Origin of the sequence: Streptomyces sp. NPDC048278 (assembly GCF_040652195.1) — a bacterium.
GTDB lineage: Bacteria > Actinomycetota > Actinomycetes > Streptomycetales > Streptomycetaceae > Streptomyces.
On the sequence record NZ_JBEZLP010000057.1, the window covers coordinates 1 to 24570 of the forward strand.

General features: G+C 72.5%; 20 protein-coding genes. 9 read left to right on the forward strand and 11 right to left on the reverse strand.

Annotated features, from left to right (window positions below):
• Positions 1-92: 92 nt before the first annotated feature.
• The gene (locus AB0D74_RS47660; protein WP_362601910.1) at positions 93-782 is read right to left on the reverse strand and encodes a DUF6215 domain-containing protein; all 690 of its coding nucleotides are present in this window, start codon (positions 780-782) and stop codon (positions 93-95) included.
• 159 nt (positions 783-941) lie between these two features.
• Between AB0D74_RS47660 and AB0D74_RS47665 the strand changes: the two genes are divergently transcribed.
• Both AB0D74_RS47665 and AB0D74_RS47670 read left to right on the forward strand, forming a co-directional pair.
• The gene (locus tag AB0D74_RS47665; RefSeq protein ID WP_362601913.1) at positions 942-1646 is read left to right on the forward strand and encodes an alpha/beta fold hydrolase; all 705 of its coding nucleotides are present in this window, start codon (positions 942-944) and stop codon (positions 1644-1646) included.
• 73 nt (positions 1647-1719) lie between these two features.
• A complete protein-coding gene (locus AB0D74_RS47670; protein ID WP_362601916.1) occupies positions 1720-3642 on the forward strand; it encodes a cellulase family glycosylhydrolase in 1923 nt (640 codons plus the stop codon).
• 10 nt (positions 3643-3652) lie between these two features.
• Here the strand turns inward: AB0D74_RS47670 and AB0D74_RS47675 are convergent, their stop codons facing one another.
• The 3 genes from AB0D74_RS47675 to AB0D74_RS47685 form a co-directional block, all read right to left on the reverse strand.
• Positions 3653-3913, reverse strand: a complete 261-nt coding sequence (locus AB0D74_RS47675; protein WP_362601919.1) for a hypothetical protein — start codon at positions 3911-3913, stop codon at positions 3653-3655.
• Positions 3914-4101: 188 nt separating this feature from the next.
• Positions 4102-4959, reverse strand: a complete 858-nt coding sequence (locus tag AB0D74_RS47680; protein ID WP_362602025.1) for an AfsR/SARP family transcriptional regulator — start codon at positions 4957-4959, stop codon at positions 4102-4104.
• A 295-nt stretch (positions 4960-5254) separates the two neighbouring features.
• Complete coding sequence (locus tag AB0D74_RS47685; RefSeq protein ID WP_362601922.1) at positions 5255-6232, reverse strand: EamA family transporter; 978 nt, start codon at positions 6230-6232, stop codon at positions 5255-5257.
• A gap of 452 nt (positions 6233-6684) precedes the next feature.
• Between AB0D74_RS47685 and AB0D74_RS47690 the strand changes: the two genes are divergently transcribed.
• Entirely contained in the window at positions 6685-7956 is a 1272-nt protein-coding gene (locus AB0D74_RS47690; protein WP_362601925.1) for an FAD-dependent oxidoreductase, read from the forward strand.
• 100 nt (positions 7957-8056) lie between these two features.
• Here the strand turns inward: AB0D74_RS47690 and AB0D74_RS47695 are convergent, their stop codons facing one another.
• From AB0D74_RS47695 to AB0D74_RS47705, 3 genes are all read right to left on the reverse strand, one after another.
• Positions 8057-8713, reverse strand: a complete 657-nt coding sequence (locus AB0D74_RS47695) for a ScbR family autoregulator-binding transcription factor (RefSeq protein WP_362601928.1) — start codon at positions 8711-8713, stop codon at positions 8057-8059.
• A 226-nt stretch (positions 8714-8939) separates the two neighbouring features.
• Positions 8940-9605: a ScbR family autoregulator-binding transcription factor gene (locus tag AB0D74_RS47700; protein WP_362601931.1), complete on the reverse strand. Its 666-nt coding sequence runs from the start codon at positions 9603-9605 to the stop codon at positions 8940-8942.
• 278 nt (positions 9606-9883) lie between these two features.
• Positions 9884-10591 (reverse strand): HAD family phosphatase, encoded by a 708-nt coding sequence (locus AB0D74_RS47705; RefSeq protein ID WP_362601934.1) that lies wholly within the window; start codon positions 10589-10591, stop codon positions 9884-9886.
• Between the two features lie 406 nt (positions 10592-10997).
• Here AB0D74_RS47705 and AB0D74_RS47710 point away from each other — a divergent pair, with 406 nt between their 5' ends.
• Entirely contained in the window at positions 10998-11954 is a 957-nt protein-coding gene (locus tag AB0D74_RS47710) for a ScbA/BarX family gamma-butyrolactone biosynthesis protein (protein ID WP_362601937.1), read from the forward strand.
• Between the two features lie 72 nt (positions 11955-12026).
• Here the strand turns inward: AB0D74_RS47710 and AB0D74_RS47715 are convergent, their stop codons facing one another.
• Positions 12027-12641 (reverse strand): lamin tail domain-containing protein, encoded by a 615-nt coding sequence (locus tag AB0D74_RS47715; RefSeq protein WP_362601940.1) that lies wholly within the window; start codon positions 12639-12641, stop codon positions 12027-12029.
• A 492-nt stretch (positions 12642-13133) separates the two neighbouring features.
• On the opposite strand from AB0D74_RS47715, the gene AB0D74_RS47720 reads away from it, so the two are divergent.
• Positions 13134-14471, forward strand: coding sequence for a jacalin-like lectin (locus tag AB0D74_RS47720; RefSeq protein ID WP_362601943.1), 1338 nt, complete (start codon positions 13134-13136; stop codon positions 14469-14471).
• Between the two features lie 94 nt (positions 14472-14565).
• Positions 14566-15051, forward strand: coding sequence for a DUF5990 family protein (locus AB0D74_RS47725; protein WP_362602028.1), 486 nt, complete (start codon positions 14566-14568; stop codon positions 15049-15051).
• A 135-nt stretch (positions 15052-15186) separates the two neighbouring features.
• Here the strand turns inward: AB0D74_RS47725 and AB0D74_RS47730 are convergent, their stop codons facing one another.
• Positions 15187-16947, reverse strand: coding sequence for a helix-turn-helix domain-containing protein (locus AB0D74_RS47730; protein WP_362601946.1), 1761 nt, complete (start codon positions 16945-16947; stop codon positions 15187-15189).
• Between the two features lie 162 nt (positions 16948-17109).
• Here AB0D74_RS47730 and AB0D74_RS47735 point away from each other — a divergent pair, with 162 nt between their 5' ends.
• The 3 genes from AB0D74_RS47735 (at position 17110) to AB0D74_RS47745 (ending at position 22448) form a co-directional block, all read left to right on the forward strand.
• Complete coding sequence (locus AB0D74_RS47735; protein WP_362601948.1) at positions 17110-18852, forward strand: FAD-dependent monooxygenase; 1743 nt, start codon at positions 17110-17112, stop codon at positions 18850-18852.
• A gap of 59 nt (positions 18853-18911) precedes the next feature.
• A complete protein-coding gene (locus AB0D74_RS47740; protein ID WP_362602031.1) occupies positions 18912-19826 on the forward strand; it encodes a YceI family protein in 915 nt (304 codons plus the stop codon).
• Between the two features lie 324 nt (positions 19827-20150).
• Positions 20151-22448 (forward strand): nitrate- and nitrite sensing domain-containing protein, encoded by a 2298-nt coding sequence (locus tag AB0D74_RS47745; RefSeq protein ID WP_362601951.1) that lies wholly within the window; start codon positions 20151-20153, stop codon positions 22446-22448.
• A 16-nt stretch (positions 22449-22464) separates the two neighbouring features.
• Here the strand turns inward: AB0D74_RS47745 and AB0D74_RS47750 are convergent, their stop codons facing one another.
• Positions 22465-23643, reverse strand: coding sequence for an AI-2E family transporter (locus tag AB0D74_RS47750; RefSeq protein WP_362601954.1), 1179 nt, complete (start codon positions 23641-23643; stop codon positions 22465-22467).
• Positions 23644-23756: 113 nt separating this feature from the next.
• Complete coding sequence (locus tag AB0D74_RS47755; RefSeq protein WP_362601957.1) at positions 23757-24560, reverse strand: serine hydrolase; 804 nt, start codon at positions 24558-24560, stop codon at positions 23757-23759.
• Positions 24561-24570 lie beyond the last annotated feature (10 nt).

A 24570-nucleotide genomic window follows, 5' to 3' on the forward strand; every position in this document is an offset into this window, starting at 1 on the left:
GCTCCCCCGCCCCCGCCCCCCCCCCCCGCGCGCGCGGCGCCCCCGGGCCCCTCCGGGCGGCCCCGCGGCGCGCCTGCCCCCTCCCGGGGCCGTCAGTGCCCGTTCCAGCCGGGGACGGTCGGCAGGACCTGCTCCGCGACCCGCACCAGGGCCGTGTCGTCCGGCAGTACGTCGTCCTGGCGCCAGAGCGCCACCTCGAACGTGCCCTCGCCGTCGTCCTTGCCGTGCTTGGAGACCAGGAGGCAGCGCGCGGTGCCGCCGGGGCCCGTGCTCGCCTTGCCGCCACCGAGGTTGAAGCCGATGGAGATGGTCGGGCTGGAGTAGAGGACGGCGGGGTGTCCGAGGACGGTCGTCCTGCGGGCGTCGCCCATCAGGTCGCCCACCGTGGACACGGTCATGTGGTCGTACGACGCCGTCAGCTTCACCGAGTACGTCTCCAGGCTCACCGTCGCCTCGGGTTCGGCGATCTTCGTGCCGCCGGCGAGCGTCAGCCACTCCCCGCTGCCGTGGGCGGTCTCGGCCTGCTCCTGCGGAGTCCCCAACAGGGCAGGCAGGTTCGGTCGGTTGAGCGCCTTGCACAGCCGGTCGCCGGAGACGTAGCGGGCCGGCAGACGGTCGTCCGGCTTCGAGCAGGCCGCCGGTTCGCTCACCGCGGTTTGCGGGTGGACGAACTCCTTCTGCGCCCACAGAGCGCCCACCACGACCGCGAACAAGGCCACCGCCGCGATCGCCTGAAGCCCCGGTCTGCCGTCCTTTTCGGGCTCGGCGAAGCCCTCGGTCATGTCCCCCACCCCCGCTGTGCGTCCCCTGTGCGCGCTGGAGCCTAACTGATGTTCACGGGGAAGGCACGCGCCGCACATGCCCCCTGGGTGGCAGGGGATTCCTCCGGGAGTGTTTGATGGCGGGAGCACGTTGCGGGCCGGAGGAAGCAGGGGGACGGGGTGACCGACGGACGGGTCGTCGAGGCGAGCGGGAGCGCGCTGGTGGTGCGTCGCAGGCCACGGGAACGGACCCGCGCCGCGGTGCTCGTGCTGCACGGCGGGCAGGAGCACGGACACCGCCCGGCGCACGCCTGGCAGCCGGCCGCACTGCGCATGCGGCCGTTCCTCAGCGCCGCCGCCTCCGTCTCCTCGCCCCGCGACGTGCTGATCGGCCAGGTGCGCTACCGCTACCAGGGCTGGAACGACGCCGCCGACCCGCTCCAGGACACCCTGCGCGCCCTCGACGAGCTGCGGGGCCTGGCCGGTGACGCGTCCGTGGTGCTGGTCGGCCACTCCATGGGCGGCCGGGCGGCACTGCGCGCGGCGGCCGACCCCTCGGTGCGCGGGGTGCTCGCACTGGCCCCCTGGTGCCCGCCCGGCGACCCCGTGGACGACCTCGCCGGGACGCGGATCCTCGTCCTGCACGGGGACCGTGACCGGACCACCGCTCCCGCCGACTCGGCCGCGTACGTGCGGCGGGCCCGTGGCGCCGGTGCACAGGCGGGGATGGTGCTGCTCAGGGGCGGGGAGCACGCGATGCTCCGCCGCAGCCGCGACTGGCACCGCGCCTCCGCCGCCGCCATCAGGCGGTTGCTGCGCCCCGAACGCACCCTCGAAGGATGGACGGCCGAGGCCTGCGCGTCGGACGAGCCGCTTCTGCGCTGATCCGCGCCCTGGTAGGGTGCCTCGCCCCCATGGGCCATCCACCCGCACGGGACATCCACCCAGAGGACTGCCGATGCCGATCGCACGATCGTTCCGGATTGTCACGTACCTGACAGTCACGTTCCTGGTTCTCACCCTGTTCGGCACCGCCCCGGCCACCGCCGGTCCGCAGTCCGCGCCGTCCGCCGCGCAGGCACCGGCCGCGTCGGCCACCGGCACCTGGCAGCCCCCGCTGTCGACCCGGGGCCGCTACATCGTCGACGCCGACGGCAACCGCTTCCGGCTCAAGTCCGCCAACTGGGACGGCGCACAGGGCTCGTGGACCGGCAGCGGCAGCATCGACGATCCCGCCAACCACCACGCAGGCCAGGACTCCTACGGCATCCCCCTCGGCCTGGACCGCGCACCCCTGTCCCAGCTCGTCGCGGACTTCCAGGCACTCGGGATCAACAGCATCCGGCTGCCGTTCTCGAACGAGATGATCCACACCACGACCGCGGTGCCGGACGCCGCGGTCACCGCCAACCCGCAACTGCGCGGCAGCACCCCGCTGGAGGTCTACGACGCCGTCGTGACCGCCCTCACCGGCGCGGGCCTCGCCGTCATCCTCAACAACCACACGAACACCTCCCGTTGGTGCTGCGGAGTCGACGGCAACGAGCGCTGGAACAGCGGCCAGTCGACCCAGCAGTGGGCCGACGACTGGCTCTTCATGGCCCGCCGCTACGCCGCGAACCCCCGTGTCGTGGGCGCCGACCTCTACAACGAGGTACGCCGGGACGTGCTGGACGACCCCAACTGGGGCCTGGGCGACGCCCACGACTGGTACGCGGCGGCCCAGCTCGCCGGCGACCGCATCCTCACCGAGGCGAACCCGAACCTCCTCATCGTCATCGAGGGCATCAACTGGACCGGCCTGCCGGTCGACGGGTTCCCGCACGGCCGCCCGATGCTCACCCCCGTCCGCACCCTCTCCAACACCCTCGTCGACGCCCACAAGCTGGTCTACTCGGCCCACTTCTACGGCTACACAGGACCGCACCACAGCGGCGCCACCGGCATCGGCGAGACCAGTGACCCCCGCTACCAGGACCTGTCCCGCGACGACCTCTACCAGGCCCTCGCCGACGAGGCGTTCTTCGTCACCACCGAGGGCAAGCACTACACCGCACCGGTGTGGATCAGCGAGTTCGGCATAGGCGCGAACGAGACGGGCACGGCCGCCCGTACCTGGTTCGGCAACATCACCGACTACTTCGCCGACCACGACGCCGACTTCGCCTACTGGCCGCTGGTCGGCTGGGCGGGCCACGACGACTGGGCGCTGCTGAGCTACGACACCGCCGGGCACCGCTCCGGCATCCTGGACGGAGGCGACTGGCGGGCCACGGCGTGGAACCACCTGATGAACTCCGCGGGCCGCACCGGGTACGTGGCACCGGGGACGACCTGGCGCATGCTGTCCACGGACCACGGCGACCAGGTCGAGTCCCTGCGCGTGCGGACGAACGGCGACTGGGACTCGGGCGCCTACAAGGCGGTCTGCCCGGACGGGCTGCGGCTGATCGGTCTCGCCCATTCCGGGGGACGCGGTCTGTGCACCGACGCGACCGCCGGTGACCTGCGTGCCACGGGCAGCTCCCAGACGGTGGTCACGGACGAACGGTACGTCCCCGCGGGCGGTGACTGGGCGTCCGGGTACACCAAGTTCCAGTGCCCGGCGGGTCAGTTCGCCATCGGCTACAGCCGTCGCGGCGAGCGGGTGTCGGCGGTGCTGTGCGCACCCGCGAACGCCGCGTCGAGCGCGAGCGGCCGGACGGTGTGGTTCGACCGGTCCGACAACCGGCCCGCCGACGGGGCGGGCGACGACTTCGCGTACGGCGCCTACAAGGGCCAGTGCGCCGCCGGCGAGTACGTCGCGGGCGTCGCCTTCACCACCCGCGTGGGCAGCGCGCAGGGGCCCGCCGCCATGCTGTGTGTCCCGCTGCCCTCCTGAGCGGATCCGGTCACCGGGCCGCCGCTCCGGTCACCACTTCGGACAGGGCCCGGACGCTCACCGCGTCCGGGCTCAGGCGGGTGGCGCCGGGCAGCGGACGGTCGCCGACCACCACGAACCGCACCTTGGGCAGGGGCCGTTGGGTGAGGCGCGCCGCCACGGCCGAGCGGGCCGCGTCGTCCACGCTGACGACGGTGGAACAGCCCAGCCACTTCCACAGGTGCCCGAGATCGGCGCCGAGGGAGCCGGGTGGCCGCGTAGGCGGCGTCACACTCCTGGGCCCAGAACGACACCCCACACACGCCACCGCACCAGCGGGCGCACGCCACCCACCGACTTTCCCCATGCACGACAACCGGACGGAAGCAGCCGATGCGTCAGGGCCTAGCCGTGTTCATGCAGGCTGTGGCAGCAAGTTGTCAGTGCACTGCGAACGGACGAACGAGAGCATGTGGAGGTTCAGAGCGCGCGGGCAAGTCCCCCGCCCGGCGCCGGTGCGGTCAGGTCGTCGTGGTGCGGCGGGGTGCCGGGGATGTCGGCGGTGGCCGTGAGGATGGACTGCTGGAGGCGGCGCAGGCGTGGCGACGGCTCCAGTCCGAGGTCCCGGACGAGGAGGGTGCGCAGCTGCTGGTAGACGAGGAGGGCCTCGCCGCGCCGGCCGGAGCGGTGGAGGGCGAGCATGAACTGGGCGTGCAGGTTCTCGTGGGAGGGGTAGCGGCTGGTCAGGACGGTGAGTTCGGCGAGCAGTTCGCGGTGCCGGCCGAGCCGGAGGTCGGCCTCGATGCGCTGGTCCAGGGCGCACAGCCGGCTCTCCTCCAGACGTCGCGCCTCCACGGCCAGGTGGGTCCCGGTGGATACGTCGGCGAAGGGCGGACCGGTCCACAGGTCCAGCGCCCGGCGCAGGGTGCCCGAGGCGCCGGCGAGGTTCCCGTCGTCCATGGCGCGACAGCCCTGTGCGCACAGCCGCTCGAACTCCCGGACGTCGCTGTCTCCGCCTCCGGTGGCGAGCAGGTAGCCGCCCGGCAGGGTCGTCAGCACGTCCTTCGCGGACCGGGCGGCCATGCCCTCGGGATCCGCACCCCGGCGCAGCGCCGCCGCGATGAGTTCCCTGAGCTGGAGCACATAGGTCTGCAGGGTGGTGCGGGCGCTGCGCGGCGGAGTGCCCGCCCAGAGTTCCTCGATCAGGGTCGGGACGGGCACCACCTGGTCGGCGCGGAGCGCCAGCAGAGCCAGCAGCCGGCGGGGCTTCGGCGCGGTCGGGACGACGGAGACCCCGCTCTCGCGCACGTCCAGTGCTCCCAGCAGCCCGATGTCCACACGCGTCTCCCTGGCCTTCTCGTCTGACACTTCGCCAGTAGAAAACAGCATGGACGGTCTGTCAACAGACTCCCGGCCGGGCCGCTTCCGGCGAACCGCCCACGAACCGTCGGGACTTCACCACACCCCCACCGGTCGGTGAAATAGCAGCGTAGTGCCGCTATTTCGACGACCGGCGGAGCTGTTCGCGGGTGGGCCGATCACTCGAACCGGGCACGGAATCAGACGGAATCTCGACCCCACGGAGAGCGAGAAAAAGACCCTCCGGTCGGTTAATTGACGCCTACGGGTCAGGTCAGGCGCCCCGCCCACCGCTGCCCGCGGGGAGGGCGAGCAGCACGATGCCGAGTGCCAGGACCGCCAGTCCGCACCAGGAGACGGCCGGCAGGCGCTCGCCCAGGACCGTGACTCCCAGCACCGCGGCGACGGCCGGCTCGGCCAGCGTCATGGTCGTCGCGACCTGAGGGGTGGTGTGGCCGAGGCCGTGTCCGAACAGGCGGTAGCAGAGGAAGGTGGTGATCACCCCCAGGTACAGGACGACGCCCGCTCCCCGCTCCGTCAGCAGCCCGCCGCCCCCGCCCCGGAGCACCACCGGCAGCACGAGGAGCGCCGCTCCCCCGAACATCACCCCCATCACGGCGCCGGAGGCATGTCCGCGGGCGATGAGCTGACCGCCGACCAGCGCGTACACCGCGTACGACAGGCCGGCGAGGCCCGCCAGCAGGACGCCGAGGGCGTCCACCGGGGCGCCGTCACCGGCGAGTTCCGGGCCGAGGACCAGCACCGTGCAGCCGAGGACGGCCGCCGCGGTCGCGGCGGCCCAGCGGGCCGAGGGCCGGGACCGGCGGGTGAGCCAGGCGAGGAGTCCGGCCAGGACGGGGGCGCCGCCGAGCGCGATCACCGTGGCCGCGGCCACGCCGGTACGCGCCACGGCGGGATAGAAGGTGAGCGGGTAACCGGCCACCGCGAGGGTGCCCAGGACGAGCAGCCGGCGTTCACCGCCGTCGCAGACCCTGAGCAGGGAGCGGCCGGCGGGAGCCGTCAGGAACAGGAGCAGGCCGCCGAGGGCCAGACCGGCGGCGCCGACGGCCGCGGCCGGGACTCCGGCGGGGGCGAGGGAACTGGCGGTCCCGGTGGTGCCCCACAGCACGGCGGCCGTGAGGATCGGGAGCGGCCCGGCGAACGGGCCGGTACGGCGGGGACGCGGGCGCGCGGCGGCGTCGCCCTGCGCACACGAGGAGCGGGAAGAGCGGGATGAGGTGTCGTGGGGCACAGTCGTGAACTTCCGTCGTCGAATACCGTCTGCGGACTGGTTTCGATACGGGCGCACGACACCGGCTCCGGGCCGCCTCGAAGGCAGGGCCGGGAACTCGGGTTCGATCCGTCGGTGTGTGCGCCCGTCAGGCGCAGAGCGGCGGGAGAACGACGTGCCAGTAGGTGTTCACGGGGCGATCGTACAGGGGCGGCCGACGCGCCGATCGTTCCTGTCGCTCTGGTGATCAACGACATCCGCCCGTCGCGCACCGATGATCCGACTAGTACCACTTGTCGTATGGTTCGACCAAGTTTTGGCCAACGTGCGCCGATATCGTTTCCCGGCGCCTGCCCGTGGGAGAGACTCACCCGCGGAGGGGGGACGAGCACGTCCGATTCACGCCGGACGTGCCATCCCGCAGTGTCGCGCCGCCCAGGGGAGGGCGGCGAGCAGACCAGCGGAGGGAATGCATGACGCAGTCGCTTCCGGGGCAGCGCCCTGCCCAGGAGCAGACGGCCACCGGACACGGGCGGCCACCCGTCGTCGTGATCGGCGCCGGACCGTACGGGCTGTCGGTGGCGGCCCACTTGCGGGCGACGGGGGCGCCGGTGCGCGTCTTCGGTGACGTGATGGGCAGTTGGCGGCACGCCATGGCCACCGGGATGTACCTGAAATCGACGCCGGACGCGACCGACCTGTCGGCGCCGGAGCCCGGCGGCCGGCTGGCGGACTTCCGGCGCGCGCAGAGCGAGCCGGAACTGACCGAGCTGACACCGATCCCGTGCGACGTCTTCGTACGGTACGGGCAGTGGTTCCAGAAGCGGTACGTCGGCGAGGTCGAGCCGGCCCGGGTGACGGGGGTCGAGCGGCCGGCGGACGGCCCCGGCTTCGTCGTCGGGCTGGACGACGGGAAGGAGATGGCGGCCTCGGCCGTCGTGGTGGCGACCGGACTGAACGGTCTCGCCCATGTCCCGGACGAGTTGCGGCAGCTGGCGCCCGAGGGGCCGGGTCCGCGGGCCCGTGTGTCGCACACCAGCCACCACACGGATCTGTCCGTGTACGCGGGACGGCGGGTGGCCGTCATCGGCGGTGGTCAGTCCGCGCTGGAGAGCGCCGCGCTGCTGCACGAGGCGGGCGCCGAGACGCAGGTCCTGGTGCGCGAGCGGACGGTGCTGTGGGGCATGACGCCCGAGCTGACCCGGCCCTGGACGCAGCGGGTGGCCAAACCGGCCTCGCCGCTCGGCACGGGCTGGATCCTGGCCGGCGTCTGCGCGTCACCCGGTGGTGTGCGGTGGCTGCCGGCGGCGGCCCGGCTGCTGCTGTTCCGGCGGGCGCTCGGCCCGTCGGGCGGCTGGTGGCTGCGGGACCGGGTGGAGGGTGTCGTACCGGTGCGCACCTCGCGCCGGGTCACGGGCGCCGTGCTCCACGGGCCGGAGGTGCGCCTGGACGTCGCGGGGCCCGGGGGTGAGCGGGAGTCCGTCACGGTCGACCATGTGCTGGCGGCCACCGGTTACCGGCTGGACCTGGACGCCCTGCCGTTCCTGTCGCCCTCGGTACGGCGCGCGGTGGCGTGCGTGCCGGGTTCGAAGGCGCCCGCGTTGCGCGGGACGTTCGAGTCCTCGGTGCCCGGCCTGTACTTCACCGGTTCGCTCGCGGCCCCGATGTTCGGGCCGATGATGCGGTTCGTGGCGGGCACGGAGTTCGCCGCCGTCCGCATCGCCCGGCACGTCGCGGGCGCCTGAGGAACGCGCCGGCGGTTTCGGACGGGCCCGTCAGCCGATCCTGGCGAGCGGGCCCGCCGTACCGGAGCCGGGCACAAGAAAAAACGGCACGGTCGGTTTGTCAGCCCGAACTCCGGCCGGTCGGCGCGCTGTCGGCCCGGGGCCGGGAGCCTGGAAGCGTGGCGCTCGCGAACTGGTCGCCGTGCGCCGCGAGTTGGGGCAGCACCAGGGACCAGAACTGCTCGACGTACCGGGGTGGGATCCGGTCCCGGTCCGCCGCACCGAGCACCTCGAAGCCGAGCGTCGCGGCGGCTATCACCGCGGCCACCCGCTCGGGCGACACCCCGTCGGCCAGCTCTCCCGCGTGCTGCGCCCGCAGGAGCTCCTCGCACACCCAGGCACGCCACCAGCATCCGAAGCCCATGCCGTTCTTGCGGGAGGGATCGACGCTCAGCCTGAATCCGGCGCGGACGACGACGTCGGCGGCGACCGCGGCCAGGACCTCCCGGGTGACCAGGACCAGCAGGTGCAGCGCGGAGGCGGCCGACGGGCGCCGGTCGGCGACCAGTTGCTCGACGGCCCGCCGGGCCGCGCTCTCCACCTCGGTCGCGAGGGCTTCCTTGCTGGGAAAGTGGAAGTGCAGCGCTCCGGCGCTCACCCCGGCCCGCCGGCTGATCGTGGGCAGCGAGGAGAGTGCGTACCCGTCGGCGGCGAAGATCTCGGCGGCGGCGAGCACGAGTGCCTGCCGGGTCCGGGCCGCCCGTAGCTGCTTGACCATCGCGTCCCCCTGTCGTTCCGGGGGAATGCGGAATTGGACGGTCCGATTCCCCCTGGGCCTGCAGCATTGCGATTCGAAAACGTTGAAAACAGCATGATCGGTAGGTTTGTCGGCACCCGCGTGACGCACGGGACTCGGCCGGACGCCTGTGACGGTACTCCGCCCGCCGCCGTACGCGTCGGTCGAGGACAGAACAAACCAGGCGGGTGGTTTGGTCCGAGGCTGGTCAGGCCTCGGTGGGTACGGGTGATTCCTGGCGGTGGCGCTCGACTTCCTCGACGACCCGGGCGCCCCGGTCGGGAGCGGTGTCCAGCCGGATCAGGGCCGCGGGAGTGGCTATGGCCGGCAGTACGTGGTTGTAGAGGACGGAGATCCGGTCGTTCAGATCGGTCCAGTCGGAGACCACCTCGGACATGAACTGGGTCCCGATCCAGGCCCCGAGGAAGCACTCGGCGGTCTCGCGCGGATCGACGTGCGGCAGCACCTCACCGCGCGCCTTGGCCTCCACGAGCTTGTCCGTCACCAGCTCGGTCCAGGCGGGCCAGGCGCTGCCGAACAGGGAGCGCCCCTGGAGGTCGACGGAGAGCCGTATGCCGGCGAGGAGGATGACCTCCTTGGGGATCCGGTGGGCGAGGGTCATGCCGATGTCCACCCACTCCTGGAGCTTCAGCTCGCGCGGCACCCAGTAGTCGTCGCTGATCTGGGCGTTGATCACGCCGCGCGCGAGAGCTTCCTTCGAGTCGAAGTGGAAGTACAGGGCGCCCTTGGTCACTCCGGCCCGCTCGAGGATCTCGGAGATCGTGGCGGCCGTGTATCCGCGCTCCGCGAAGACCGCGGCGGCGGCCTCGACAACCGCGCGCCGGGTCCGAATCGCACGCTCCTGACGCGCCATGGGGACCCCTCCTCGGTCAAAACAAAACCGGACGTGACGTACCTTACCCCAAACGGGGGTCGGTATTTCGGCCGCGCAGAACCGATTCCCGGCCGGTCCCGCTTCGACTCCGCCCCCGTTGCGCCCCGGTCGCGCGCCGGTCGCGCGCCGGAGCCCGGGTGTCGGCGCGGGACCTTCAGGGCAGTTCACCAGGCGATGCGTCCGCCGTCCACGCCAAGTGTGCACCCGTGACCAAGCTCGCCCCGTCACCGCCCCGCCGGACGCCGGCCCGCCGTGGCCTACGCCGGGCCGGCGTCCTGCCACACGGTGCCGAGCCCGGCCTCGCGATCGAGGGTGCGCAGGCGTTCCTCGTCGATCTCGGCGAGGCCGCCGACCAGGTGCCGGACGCCGAGTTCACGCATCAGCCCGGGCTGGAAGCCGTGTTCGAAGGTGCTGGGACGGCCGACGAAGGGCACGCCCAGCTGCTTCGCGTGGCCGGCGAAGCGGGCGACGTCGTCGATGAAGAGGGCCTGGTGGTAGTCGAGGCCGAAGCGGTCCCGGACGATCTCCCGGATGCCGGGCCGGATGTCGTCGGTGCAGATGTAGTGCGGCACGGTGAACAGGTGCTCCCAGGCGCCGAGATGACGGCGGAAGTGGGACTCGTCGAGGCCGCCGTAGCAGATGACGTCCAGCCCCAGGCCGCGCAGCCGGTGCAGGAGTTCCTCGGCGCCGTCGAGGGTGCGGACGGGGTGGTCGCGCAGGTAGTGCTCGCGCTCGGCGAAGTAGTCGGCGATGGCCTCCTGCTCGCTCACCGCGGCGCCGGTCTCCTCCAGCAGCACCTTCGCGGCCACGAGCCGCGACTGCGAGAAGAGCCGCTGCTCCAGCTCCCGGGTGTACGCGCCGCCGTACTTGAGGACGAGCCGGTACAGGACGGGGCTGAAACTGTCGTCGAGCAGGACGCCGTCGATGTTGACGGCGGCGAGGCGCAGGGTGCGCAGTGGTTCCATCGGGTCTCCCTCTCGCAGGCCGTTCGACCATCATGCAGGGGCTGCCGGGGCGGGGCGGGTTCCGGGTGCCGCGACGAGTGCCGCGGTGGACGGGTCAACTCCCCGGATCGTGGCCAAAAGAAACCGTGGGTCAGGTTTCCGTGAAGGCTGTACTAACCCCGGCTCCATCGACAACAAGCCGTCGACATCTGCCAGTTAGTCCGTTTATCGCCGTGCCTTCAGCGTGGTTGAGCGCAAAAATACTTGGCCAAACCACCACTGAGCGGAGTCATGCATGGATCGAGTCGAACCACGCTTGGTGAATCCTTTACCTAGTGGCCGACCCGAGAAAACCGGTAGGTCCGTATCTTATAGGCGTCGAACAGAGCTTCCATCCAACGAAGAGCTTTCCGGCGGGGGGTCGTCGATGAGTCTGTCCGCGAGCGGGATCGGAATCGGTCTGCCCGTATTGCCCCGGCTGACCACCACGGTCCCCAAGGAGTACGTCCACCGCGCGTCCCTCGCCGAGGTGTTCCTCACCGGGTGTACCGCCCAGGACGACGGGCAGCGGTTCTCCCTCACCGGGCAGTGGCCCCGCGCCCACACGTTCTTCAACAGCGCCGACGGTTCGAGCCATGACCCGCTCCAGGCCGCCGAGACCTTTCGGCAGGCCGGCATGTTCGTGACGCACGCGGAACACGGCGTGCCGCTCGGCCACCACTTCGTGCTGTGGTCGCTCAGCTGCCACACCGACCTGGAGCGGCTGCGCATCGCCTCCCGCCCCACCGACTTCCAACTCGACGTGGCCTGCCCGGACTCCGCGCCGGGCGGCCGGACGTCCGCGCGCCGGATGGGCATCGGGTTCACCCTGCGCCGGGACGGCGTGCCCGTGGCCCACGGGGAGGGGCGGTACTCCATCGTCACGCCGCCCGTCTACGCCCGGCTGCGCGCCGGCCAGGGGAAGAAGAAGGCGGTTCCGGTCGGCCCGGCCGTCGCGGCGGAGCCGATGCGACCCGCGGCCGTGGGCCGTACCTCCCCCGCCGACGTGGTGCTGACGGCCACGGACGCGCCGGACCGCTGGCTGCTCACCCCGGACCTGGACCACCCGATCCTGTTCGACCACGGTGGCGACCACCTGCCGGGCATGGTCCTGATGGAGGGCGCCCGGCAGGCCGCCTGCGCGATGCTGGCGCCCCGCGCCCTGATCCCGGCGAGCACGTCCACGTCGTTCAACCGCTACGTCGAACTCGACAGCCCCTGCTGGGTCGACGTCACGGGGATGACCGCCAGGGGCGACGGCACCGCGACCGTCGACGTCGTCGGCGTGCAGGACGGCGAGGTCGTCTTCACCTCCACGGTGAGCGGGCCGGTCGTCCAGGCCTGACACGGGCACCGCCGTGACACACGTCCGCCGCCCGGCACCCTCGCGGGTGCCGGGCGGCGGACGTCCCTCGGGTCAGCGACGGTGGCTGAAGGCGTGCCGGTCGTTCACGGCCGGGCGGGCGAAGCCGGGGCGGTCCTCCGCGGGGTGGTGGGCGAAGGCGTGGCGGCCCTCCGCGGGGCGGTGGGGGAACGCGTGCCGCTCGTCCGCGTCACGGCGGTGGTGCAGGCTCCAGGAGGCCGAGTCGACGTAGCGCCCGTGGTCGTTGCGCAGGGTGGCGGTGTCGGCGTCGCGGTTCCACACCGAGGAGCGGCGGTCCTGGTACAGGTCGGTGCGGGTGTCCCGGCCCTCGCCGGTGTGGACGCGGACCGTGGCCCCGCCGTCCAGCCGGTAGTGGCGGAAGGTGTAGGTGTTGCCCGAGGCGTCCGACAGCGACCAGCCGCTGAGGTTCACGTCCCGGCGCGAGGTGTTGGTGACGTCCACCCACTCCCGGTTCAGGGCGCGGCCGGAGAAGACCGCGCGGCCCTGCAGGTCGTGCTGCACGGCGCTGATGACGACCGCGTCGCGGTGCGGCATCCCGGGGCGGGCGGCGGTCGCCGCGGCCGGCAGGGCCGTGACGCCCACCAGGGCAGCCGCCACGGCGGCGGCGGAGCCGAGACGGCGCGCGGTCGCGGAAACGGAAACGGACACGTGGTCCCCCTTCACGGGGTCGAGCACACCCCTGCCGCGTGCGGCACGAAGCCGCAGGCCGCACGGGGTGCGTGGGGCGAGATGGCGACCGGACGGCCGCGCAGCCACACCCTGCGCCCCGGCCGGGCGCGGACCCCGCGGCACACGGCGCCCATTACGGATCCTTCGCTTTCCTATGACTCTCGGATGTAACGTCCATTTATTAGTTGAATGGGCGGAATTGACACCTCTTCACCCCCTTCCGCCCCGCAGGCAACGGCCTCGACCGTCCCGAACCCGCGGGCGATCAGCGCCCGGCTCACCCGAAAGTGAGTAACAGTCAGCGGCCGATCGGCCCACGGAGAGGAGCCGATCTTCCGGGCGTCACGAGGAGTTTCCAAACTGGTTAGTAACAAGGGGGGTTCGGGAGAAAGCGGTTGCCGCTACCTTTGGCGTGCCTCATTGGCATGCCCACACCTCTCAGCGCACACCCTCCCCGTAGGAGACACCCCCATGCGCAGACTCGTTGCCTGTCTGGCGGCCGCGGTCGCCGCTCTCGGCGGGCTCACGGCGACGGCCACCCCGGCCGCGGCGGCCGGCTCGGGCACGTTCAGCGTGCTCACGTACAACGTCGCCGGGCTCCCCGAAGGCCTGTCGAGCGCGCCCACCCCGCGCGACACCAGCAGCACGGAGATCGGCAAGCGCATCGCGCCGTACGACATCGTCAACGCCCAGGAGGACTTCAACTACCACGCATACTGGTACGCGACCGACACCCACCCCTACCGCACCGCCACCAGCGGCGGCGCGGGCATCGGCAGCGGCCTCAACACGGTCTCCAACTACGACTGGGACGAGGACGACTTCGAGCGCGTCGGCTGGAACTCCTGCCAGATCGACTCGGGCGACTGCCTCACGCCGAAGGGCTTCACCTTCATGCGCGAGCGGCTCGCCGAGGGCGTCTACGTCGACTTCTACAACCTGCACACCAACGCGGGCACGAACGACGGCGACGAGGCCTCCCGGGCGGACAACCTCAGCCAGCTGACGTCCTTCATCAGCACCCACTCGGCGGGCAACGCCGTCGTGGTGATGGGTGACACCAACACCCGTTACACCCGCTCCGCCGACACGATCGCGGAGTTCGCCTCGAACAACGGGCTCACCGACGCCTGGGTGCAGCTGATCCGCGGCGGCAGCGCGCCGGCCAAGGGCAGCGACGCGCTGGTCTGCGACCAGACCGGGGCGACCGTGCCCAACACCTGCGAGGTCGTGGACAAGGTCCTCTACCGCAGCAGCAAGCTGGTGAACCTGAACGCGACCTCGTACAACAACGAGCACGCCAAGTTCCTGACGAGCGACGGTCTGATGCTCTCCGACCACGACCCGATCACGGTCGGCTTCTCCTGGTCCGAGAACGCGAACTTCCAGCTGAGCGACCAGTTCGGCGGTCCGCACGGCGACTACTACCAGGACATCGACAAGGTGGCCGCCGGCGCCCGCGCCACCACCCTCTCGCTGCGCTCCGGCTCCCGCGTCGACCAGGTCGGCATCACCCTCGCCGACGGCACGACGCTCACCCACGGCGGCACCGGCGGCACGGCGTCCTCGCTGACGCTGGGCAGCAGCGAGTACGTCACGAGCGCGTACCTGTGCGAGGGCAAGTACAACAACACCACCCGCATCTTCTACGCGAAGTTCACCACCAACCTGGGCCGCACCCTCGCCGGTGGTGCGACGACCTCGGACTGCGTGACCCGCACCGCCCCGTCGGGCTGGCAGATCGCCGGCTTCCACGGCCGCTCCGGTGACGAGCTGGACAAGGTCGGCTTCATCTACACCAAGCGCTGACCGCGCCCGGCCGGCGGACCGTCCCCGACGTCCGCCGGCCGACCGGTGCGGCCGGTGCGAGCGGCACATCGGCGATGATGGCCGCATGGCCGCCATGGACCTCCGCATCGACGCCACCGACCTGCCGGGCCGCTCCTGCCCGGCACCCGCAGACAGCGGTTTCACCGAGTACGCCGGCATCCATGTCGCCGTACAGCGCCGCAACCGCCCCGCCGAGCTGCTCGGCCCGCAGCCCGGCGACGCCCTCTCCGCGACCTGGACCCTGCCGTGCACCACGGCGGTCACCGCCACCGGCGTCGACATCACGGGCCCCTGTGTCCAGGGCGGTCCCGGCGGCCGGTTCGTCTACCTGTCCTGGGGGACCGTGGACCCCGGGGGCGCCTTCACGATGTTCCGCCGGGCCAAGCTGATGCTCGGCGCCGTCCCCGGCGCGGTGGCCGAGGCTGCGGTGCGGGACGGGCTGCTGGTCGGACGGCTCGGGCTGACCGACGGCCGGGGCATGCCGCTGTGCGCACGGGTCGTACCACCGGCCGTCGTCTGGAGTGCCGGGAGCGGTCCCCAGCCGGATGCCTCGCGGTAGGCGGCGAGTGCGGTCTCGGTGTCCGTCAGAGGGAAGCGGGCACCGAGGTGGCCTTCGGTACCTCCATGGTCGCCCCGGCTCGGGCCGGGGCCGCGGACGGCAGACCACAGGTCGCGGACCCTGGCGGCGGAGGACTCAGGCGTGGCCGTAGCTGCGCAGCTTGCGGTAGAGCGTCGCGCGGCCGATGCCCAGGGCGGCGGCCGTCCGGGCCTTGTTGCCGCCGTGGCGGCGCAGGGCCACCAGGATCGCCGTGCGTTCCGCGTCCTCCATGGGGGTCAGCGGGCGGCCGGCGGGTCCCTCGCGCACGGGGTCGGGCAGTTCGGTGCGCCGGACCGGCCCCACCGTCCGCCGACGGCGCGCCAACGACCGTACGACGTGGGCGAGTTCGGTGACGTTCCCGGGCCACGGGTACCGCTCGAGGGCGCGCCGGGCGTCGAGTGTCCAGGTGAGCGGGGGCTGCCCGGGCTCCGGCGCCGGGGCCACCGCGGCGAGCAACTCCTTTATGTCCTCCGGGCGTTCGCGGAGGGCGGGCAGGACGACCGAGCGGGCGGCCAGGGTGTCCAGGAGCCGCTGCAGGCAGGGGCCGGGGGGTGCTCCCGGGGTGTAGGTGACCAACAGGGGTGCGGTGGGCCGGGCTTCGAGCAGCGCGACGATCGCGGCCACGTCATGCTGTGCCAGGCGTTCGGCGTGGCGCAGCACGAGGCTGCCGCGGGGGTCGGCGGGCAGTGTCTCGTGCAGGTCGCCTTCGGCGGCGTCGACGACGAGCGGCTCGGTTCCGCCGAGCAACTCGCGGGCCAGGGTGGTCTTTCCGGTACCGCGTTCACCGACGAGCAGCAACGGGGCATGGGCGGTGGCCAGTTCGGCGGCACGTTCGGCGGCGTGGCGCCACGGAACCGAGTGCCCGGCCAGTGCGGTGGGCGGGCGCCCCGCGGGGGTGACCGGGGCGCCGCCGGGCGCCGGTTCCAGTACGGCGACGGCGCCGACGGTCTCGCCGTGGTGTCGGACGATCTCGACCGTGGCGCCGCCCGGAAGCCGGGGAGCGGGCGCGTCCTCGCGCAGCGCCTCGTGCACCGCGCGTTCCAGGTCCTCGACGTCCCGCGCCGACAGCAGCCTGGCCGCCGCCTCGCTCACCAGCCTGCTGTGCCCGGCGAAGGCCGCCACCGGCCGGTCCTGGCCCGCGCACGCCGTGAGGTAGGCGTCCAGCAGGGCCCGCTCCGGCGGACGGGTGTAGGCCCGCAGCTCCGCCTCCACCACCGCGGCCGTCGCCTCGGCCAGGGCCGCCTGCGGATGCGGTGCGCAGCCGCCGCACAGGGCCGAGGCGACGGTGACCGTGCCGACCGGCCTGCTGTCGCCGGGGGTCCGCAGCGGCACGCTCACCGCGGAGACCTCCTGCCACATGTCGAGGATGTGCTCGGGTCCGTGCACCTCGGCGCGGTGGCCGGTGCGCAGGGCCAGGGCCGCGCTGTTGGGGCCGACGCTCTGCTCGGAGAGGTCGGGGCGGAGGGTGTCGCGCGGGGCGTGCCCGGCGGACCACAGCACGCGGAGCCGGGCATCGGTGAGGAGGAGGGTGGCGCGCTCGTGGCCGAGCACCGGAGCGAGCCGCTCCAGCACCGGCCGGGCCGCCTGGAGAAGTGCGGGGTCGGGCGCCTGCGGGGTGGCACGGCCCGCGAAGTCGGCCGTGGAACCGGTCGCGGCGTCCGCAGCGGTGTCGGCACCGGTGTCGGGTCGTACGCCGTAGAAACGGGCGCGTCGCCAGGCAGCCGCCACTTCGTCCGGTACGTCCGCCGGCGGCGGGTGCCCGGCGAGGAAGCGGGCGCGGGCCCGGCGCAGTTGGCCGAGCGAGGTGCGGGGCGGGGACTGCAGGCCGGCCGTGGGGGGATGCTCTGCGGTGGTCATGGCGCCCCTCACCGTACCGGGAACAGTTGAAGGAGCAACGACCGGCGGGTCCCGCCGGGTTCCGCCGTGCACCGGGTGTCTCGGATTGAGACACCCGCGGACGTCCGCTCCGCTTCATGATCTTGAACGGTCGGTTTCCGTCCCTTCCCCCCGGAGTTCCCCGTGCACACCGATGTCGTGACCGACGTCCTGATCGTCGGCAGCGGCCCCGCCGGCGCCTCGGCCGCCCTGGCCCTGAGCACCTACGGCGTACCGAACATGGTCGTCACCCGCTACGCGTCGCTCGCCGACACACCGCGCGCCCACATCACCAACCAGCGCACCATGGAGGTCCTGCGCGACCTCGGGGTCGAGCAGGAGGCCCTGGCTCGGGCCACCCCGCAACACCTGATGGGGAACACCACCTTCTGCACCAGCCTGGCCGGCGAGGAGCTGGGGCGGGTGCGGTCCTGGGGGAACGAGCCCCTCGTGCAGGCGGCGCACGAGCTGGCGAGCCCGACGGTGATGTGTGACATTCCACAGCACCTCATGGAGCCGGTCCTGGTCGACGCAGCCGTCGCCCGCGGCACCGTCCTCCGCTACAGCACCGTCTACAGGTCGTTCACGCAGGACGCGGACGGGGTGACCGTCACCGTCGAGGACCGGGTACGCGGCGACGCGTACACGATCCGCGCCAAGTACCTCATCGGCGCTGACGGCGGCCGTTCGAAGGTGGCCGAGGACGCGGGGCTGCCGATGGGCGGCCAGATGGGCGTGGCCGGCAGCATCAACATCGTCTTCGACGCCGACCTGAGCAGGTACACCGCGCACCGCCCGTCCACCCTGTACTGGGTGCTGGCCCCGGGCGCGACCGTCGGCGGCATCGGCGCGGGCCTGGTGCGCTGCGTCCGGCCGTGGACGGAGTGGCTGATCGTGTGGGGGTACGACGTCACGGCGGGCGCCCCCGACCTGACCACCGAGTACGCGGAGTCCGTCGTCCGCCAGTTGATCGGCGACGACGAGATACCGGTGACCATCAGGTCGTCCTCGGCGTGGACGGTGAACGAGATGCACGCCGAGACCTACTCGAACGGCCGGGTCTTCTGCGCCGGTGACGCCGTGCACCGGCACCCGCCGTCCAACGGGCTCGGCTCGAACACCTCCATCCAGGACTCGTACAACCTGGCCTGGAAGCTGAAGCTGGTCCTCGACGGCACCGCGGACCCGGGCCTCCTCGACACCTACACCGCCGAACGCGCGCCCGTGGGGCGGCAGATCGTCACCCGCGCCAACAAGTCGATCGGCGAGACCGCGCCGATCTTCGAGGCGCTCGACGGTCTCACCCCGCAGACTCCCGAGCAGCTCTGGGCCAACATCGCCGCGCGCAAGGAGTCCACCGAGGCGGCCGGGAAGCAGCGGGCCCGGCTGCGGGACGCGATCGCCCACAAGGTGTACGAGTTCAACGCGCACGGCGTCGACCTCAACCAGCGCTACACCTCGGACGCGATCGTCCCCGACGGCACCCCCGACCCCGGCTTCGCCCGCGACCCCGAGCTGCACCACCAGCCCAGCTCCCGGCCGGGCGCCAAACTCCCGCACGCCTGGCTCACGTCGGGCACCCGCACCCTGTCCACCCTGGACACCGTCGGCGGGGGCCGGTTCACCCTGCTCACCGGTATCGGCGGCGAGGGCTGGGTCCGGGCGGCGGCGGCCCAGGATCTCGACATCGCCACGGTGGTCGTCGGCCCCGGCCAGGAGTACGAGGACCCGTACGGCGACTGGGCGCGGCTGAGCGAGGTGTCCGACTCGGGCGTCCTGCTGGTGCGGCCGGACGGATACGTGGCCTTCCGGCACCCGGCCGCCGCCGCGAACGCCGAGGAGCTGCTGGGCGAGGCGCTGCGGCGGATCCTGGGCCGCGCCCGATGACTCCCTCTCCCCCCCTCTCCCCTATCTCTCCCATGTACGCGACACGAAAGGTGAACAGCATGGCCCTCGGGCTGCTCAGGCGCCGTTGGTCCAGGAACACCCCGGCCCGTTCGGCGGGGCTCACCCTGCCCCTGCCGCCCGGTGCGGGCGGGGTCGCCCGGACCGTCCTGGACCCCGTGGACCAGCCGCTCGGCGGCGCCGACGTCACGGTCACCGCGCTGGACACCCACCAGGTGACGGCCCGGGGCACGACCGATCCCTTCGGCTTCTTCATGGCCGCCCTGCCGCCGGGGCGCTACAGCGTGCTGATCGTCGCCGAGGGGCTGGACCCGCACCGGGAGACCGTCGACGTCGTCGCCGACAGCTGCCCGGCGCCCGCCCTCATCCGGCTGCTGCCGGCCCGGCAGCTGCCGCTGCCGCCGACCGGGGGCTGGGTCTTCGATCCGCCGCACACCGCGATCCGGTTCATCGCCAAGCATGTCGGCATGGCCCATGTGCACGGCCGGTTCGAGCGTTTCGACGGTTCGGTCAGCGTCGCCCCGGACATGAGCCAGACGACGGTCCGGGTGCGCATCGACGCGTCGAGCATCAACACCGGGAACACGACCCGGGACAACCATCTGCGCTCCGCGGACTTCCTGGACGTCGAGCGGTATCCGTACATCGACTTCGCCGGCACGCGCTTCGCCTACCGGGGCGGCAGCAAGTGGACCCTCCTCGGCACCCTGACGATGCACGGCGTCAGCCGTTCGGTCTCGCTCGACACCACCTACCTGGGCACGGTCAACGGCGGCTACGGCGAGGAACTGCGCTGCGCCGCGCTCGCCACGGCCGAGCTGCACCGGGAGGACTACACCCTCAACTGGCGGTCCATGCTGGCCCGTGGCATCGCGGTGGTGGGTCCGACGGTGCAGCTGGAACTCGACGTACAGACGATGTACCGCTCGCCGGACACGCCGACGCCCCCGGAGTGACCGGGGCGGATCCGCAGGACCGGCGGGCAAGCGCTGCCTGTTCAGTCGGCCGAACAGCTGACGGGCACAGACCGGCCACTGCGTGGTCCGTGCGTTGACCATCGATGGTTTTGATTGAGCTTTGTACCATTTCGGAGAAACCGCTTCACTCAAACACCGCTCGATTCCGGTCGCAGGGTGTTAAAACTTGGCCACAGAACGTCGGGCTGCGCTCAGCCCTGCACGCCATCCCTGTTGTGAAGTGGGACGATCTTGTCCAAGTCCAGACCCCTGACCGGCAATTGGCGCGTCGCAAGACGCCTCCAGGCCATTCTTCTCATCCCCGTGCTCGTCGCGCTCGCCCTCGGCGGCATCCGGGTGAAGAACTCGGTCGACACGTTGCAGGACGCCAACGACGCCGTCCGCGTGGCCGAGTTGGTGCAGGCGGCGAACGCCTACGCCAGTGACGCGATCAACGAGCGCGACGTGTCGGTCATCCCGCTCCTGGAGGGCAAACGGAACGCGCCCGCCGTGCTGGCGGCCCGCAAGGTCACCGACGCCGACGCGCAGGCGTTCGACGCGGCGGTGGCCCGGGCGCCGAAGACGGCGGGCCTCCTCCGGCGGATCGAGCTGGTGCGGGCGGGCGAGAAGCAGCTGGCGACGGTGCGGGCCGACGCGTTCACGGCCAAGTCGACGGGGGTGCAGACGGAGGAGAGCTACCACGCCGTGCAGCACCCGCTGATGGAGCTCTCGAACGAACTGGGCTTCGGCAGCAACAACCAGGCGAGCTTCGGGCGCACCCTGTACGCCATCTCCCTGACCCAGGCGGCCGAGTCCCTGGTGCGGGCCATCGGCACGCACCTGCTGGTGGAGGACCGCGACACGCTCGGCGAGGGCGAACTGCAGACCCAGCTCGGCTCGTTCAGCTCCTACGCCTACCTGGAACAGGTGGGCCTTCAGGAGTACGCGGGCGCCGGTACCGCCGGGGACATGACCCGGTTGCGGACGGCACTGGCGGACGCGCAGAAGAAAGGGGCGGAGCAGACCGCCAAGGCCGCCGAGGAGGCCAAGGCGGCCGGGCAGCCGTTCGTGACACCGCCGGCCCTGACGAAGATGATCAGCGAGATCGCGGCCGGGACCCCGACCGGGCAGCTGGCCGCCCAGGGCATCACGCCCGAGTCGTTCTTCGCCGCCTCCGCGCTCGCCTTCGACGCCTACCGCGGAATCGAGGTCCAGCTCACCGACACCGCCCTCGCCAACGCACGGAGCATCGCCGCCGACGCCAGACGCGACGCGATCACCAACGGCTCGGCCGCGCTCGGCGCCGTGCTGGCGGCCGTGCTGCTCGCCGCGTGGGTGGCCCGCTCGATGAGCCGGGGCATGCGCAGGCTCAGCATCTCGGCGATGGAGATCGCCGAACAGCGGCTTCCCGCGGTGATCACCCAGTTGTCGCAGGCCGTGCCCGGTCAGGTGGACACCCGGGTCGCGCCGATCCCGATCACCACCACCGACGAGATAGGCGAGGTCGCCCGGGCCTTCGACCATGTGCACCGAGAGGCGGTCCGGCTGGCCGCCGAGCAGGCCCTGCTGCGCGGCAACGTCAACACGATCTTCACCAACCTGTCCCGCCGCAACCAGTCGCTGATCGAGCGCCAGCTCGCCCTGATCACCGACCTGGAGGAGCGCGAGGCCGACCCCGAACAGCTGGCGAACCTGTTCAAGCTGGACCACCTGGCCACCCGGGTGCGCCGCAACGGCGAGAACCTGCTGGTGCTGGGCGGCGAACGGCCCACCCAGCAGTGGGACCACCCGCTTCCCCTGGTCGACGTCGTCCGGGCGGCGGCCTCCGAGGTGGAGCAGTACGAGCGGATCGAGCTGGCGGGCATCCCGGAGGCCGAGATCCACGGCCGCGCCGTCACCGACCTGGTGCATCTGCTCGCCGAGCTGCTGGAGAACGCCACCTCGTTCTCCTCGCCGCGCTCGACGGTCCGGGTCACGGCGACCCGGCTGCCGGACACCCGGATCATGGTGGAGATCCACGACCAGGGCATCGGCCTCGTGCCCGAGGACTTCGCGCTGATCAACCACAAGCTGGCGAACCCGCCGACCGCGGACGCCGACGTCTACCAGTACATGGGCCTGTTCGTGGTGGGCAGGCTGGCAGACCGGCACGGCATCCGGGTCCAGCTGCGGCCGTCCTCCGGGCAGTCCGGCACGACCTCGCTGGTCATGCTCCCGGGCACCGTCACCTGGAGCAGCGGCGCCGGGTCCGACGAGGACACGCTGGCGCTCGCGACCGTCAAGGCGCGCGCCACGCCCGACCTGGCGGCCCTGCTCGCGGACGGGCCTGCCGATCCGTTCCGCGCGACCGATCCGTTCGGCGCGCACGAGGCGTGGGACGACGGCATCCCGGCACCCCGCTCCGCGACGCCGTCCGGCACCCCCGCCGCCACCGCTCCCGCTCGCTCCGTGGCCGGAACCCCCGGCACCACCGTCGGCCCCGCTTCCGCCGGCCGCCGGCCCGCCGCCCCGGAGACCGCCGCGCCGGAGCCCGCCGGACCGGAGACCGCCGGACGCTCCGAGCCGTCCACCCGGAGCCGTCGCGCGTCGAAGCGCGGCCGTCGCCCCGCCCAGGACGGCTGAGCCCCCGGCGCCGGGGTCAGGGCGGCGGTGCAGGGCGCAGGGCCCGCACCACCGCCCAGACGACGGAGACGAACGGCACGGCCACGACGGCGCCGATCACCCCCGCGACGATGCTGCCGGCGATGACCGACACGGCGACGACGAGGGGGTGCAGCCGCACCGCCCAGCTCATCACCAGCGGATGCAGCACATGCCCCTCCAGCTGGCCGATGACGACGATGAGCACGAGGACCGCGGCGGCGGTGAGCGGGCCGCGCCCGGCCAGCGCCACCACCGTGGCCACGCTCAGCGCGACCGGTGAGCCGACCAGCGGGACGAACGCGGCGAAGAACTCCAGCAGGGTGAGCGGCAGCGCGAGCGGCACCCGGAGCACGACCAGGGCGACACCGACGAGGACGGCGTTGGCGGCGGCCACGATGATGATGCCGCGGGTGTATCCGGCGAACGTCCGCCAGGCCGCGCGCCCCGCCCGGTCCCAGGCGTCGCGGGCGCCGGCCGGCAGCAGTTCGCTGCTCGTCCAGGCCCACAGCCGTTCACCGGAGTGGATGAAGAAGACCGAGGTGAAGAGTGCGAGCGCGCCTCCGGTGACCAGTTCGACGAGGGTGCCGAAGCCGCTGAGCGCCCGGCTCACCAGGTTGGAGCGGTGGGACTGGACGTAGTCGACGATCTGCTGCTGGAGACGGGCGAGGGCGCCCGGGCCGAGCCGGAAGGGCGGGCGCTGCAGCCAGACCTCGATGCGGTGGATGCCGCCGCGGAACTCGTCGGCCAGGGTCGCCGACTCCTGCGCGACCGCGTTGCCCACCAGGGCCAGCAGACCGAAGAACAGGCAGATGCTGCCGACCAGGCTCACCGCCACGGACAGCGGCCTGGGCAGCCACCGGGCCAGCAGGTCGGCGAGCGGGCGCAGCACCGAGGTGACGACGAGGGCCAGGAACACGGCGACGGCGATCAGCTGGAAGCGGCCGAGGACGACGAAGACGCCGTAGACGACGATGCCGACCACGATGAGCCGCCAGGCGTAGGCGGCGGCGATCCGCAGGGCGGGGACGACGACCGCGCCGGCCGGGGCCGGGTCGCGCGGGTCACGGGCCCGTCCCGGGATGCGGACGGTGCGTGCGGTCCGGCTCTCCGGACGGGCGCCGTGGGCCCGGCGCGCGCGGCCCCGTCCGGCCGCCGGCCCGCCCGCACCCGCCACCGCGCCTCCCGTTGCCGGCCTCCGTCACCTCTCCTGCACGTTAGGTGCATTTCGGGCGGCGGGCGGGCTGCGGTGGGCCAAGGGGGTCAGCGGAGCCGGAGAAGTCGGAGGAGTCAGTGCGCGGCGGTCTCCGAGACGGCGGTGCGGACGGCTCGTTCCACCAGGTTCACGCCGTCCGGCATGGACGCGTTGCCGTTGGAGAGGACCGCGACGAGGTAGTGGTGCCCGCCGGCCGTGATCCGTCCGATGCTGTTGATGTCCCACAGGCCGGTGGTGGTGCGCATGAGCCAGCCGTTCTTCAGCGCCCACCCAGCGTCGGCGGCGGCCGAGACACCCCAGGACTGGTCGGCGGCGATCTCCGTCATCAGGGTGCCGATGCGGTTCCGGGAGGCCGCGTCGAGGGGCGTGGTCCCGGTGCCGAAGACCGCGCGCAGCAGTCGTATCTGATCGGCCGCGGTGGTCCGGGTGAGCCCCCACAGGCCGCCGGGGCCGCCCTGGGTCGAGGTGAGTCCGAGCCGCTTGTTGGCCGAGGCCAGGCCGGGGGCCTCGCCGATGGCCCGCCACAGGGCGGTGGCCGCGGTGTTGTCGCTGTCGCGGATCATCACCTGCGCCTCGGCGCTCTCCCGGGCGGTGAGGGCGCGCCGGTGGTCCCGCGCGTGCAGCAGCATGGCGGCGAGGATGTCGACCTTGACGATGCTCGCCGTGTCGTACGGCGTGTCGTCGCCGTAGACGACGGGCTCCTGGCGCGTGCCGTCCAGGTCGAGGACGGCGGCGGTCACCCGGGCCGAGCCCTGCGCCTCGACGGCGGTGCGGAAGGTGGCAGAGCCGGAGCCGGCGTCGGCCGCCATGGCCGCCGGCGCGGCTCCGGCGAGCAGGGTCACCACCGTGGCCACGACGGACAGGGTTCGGTTGAGCATGGCGGGAGCC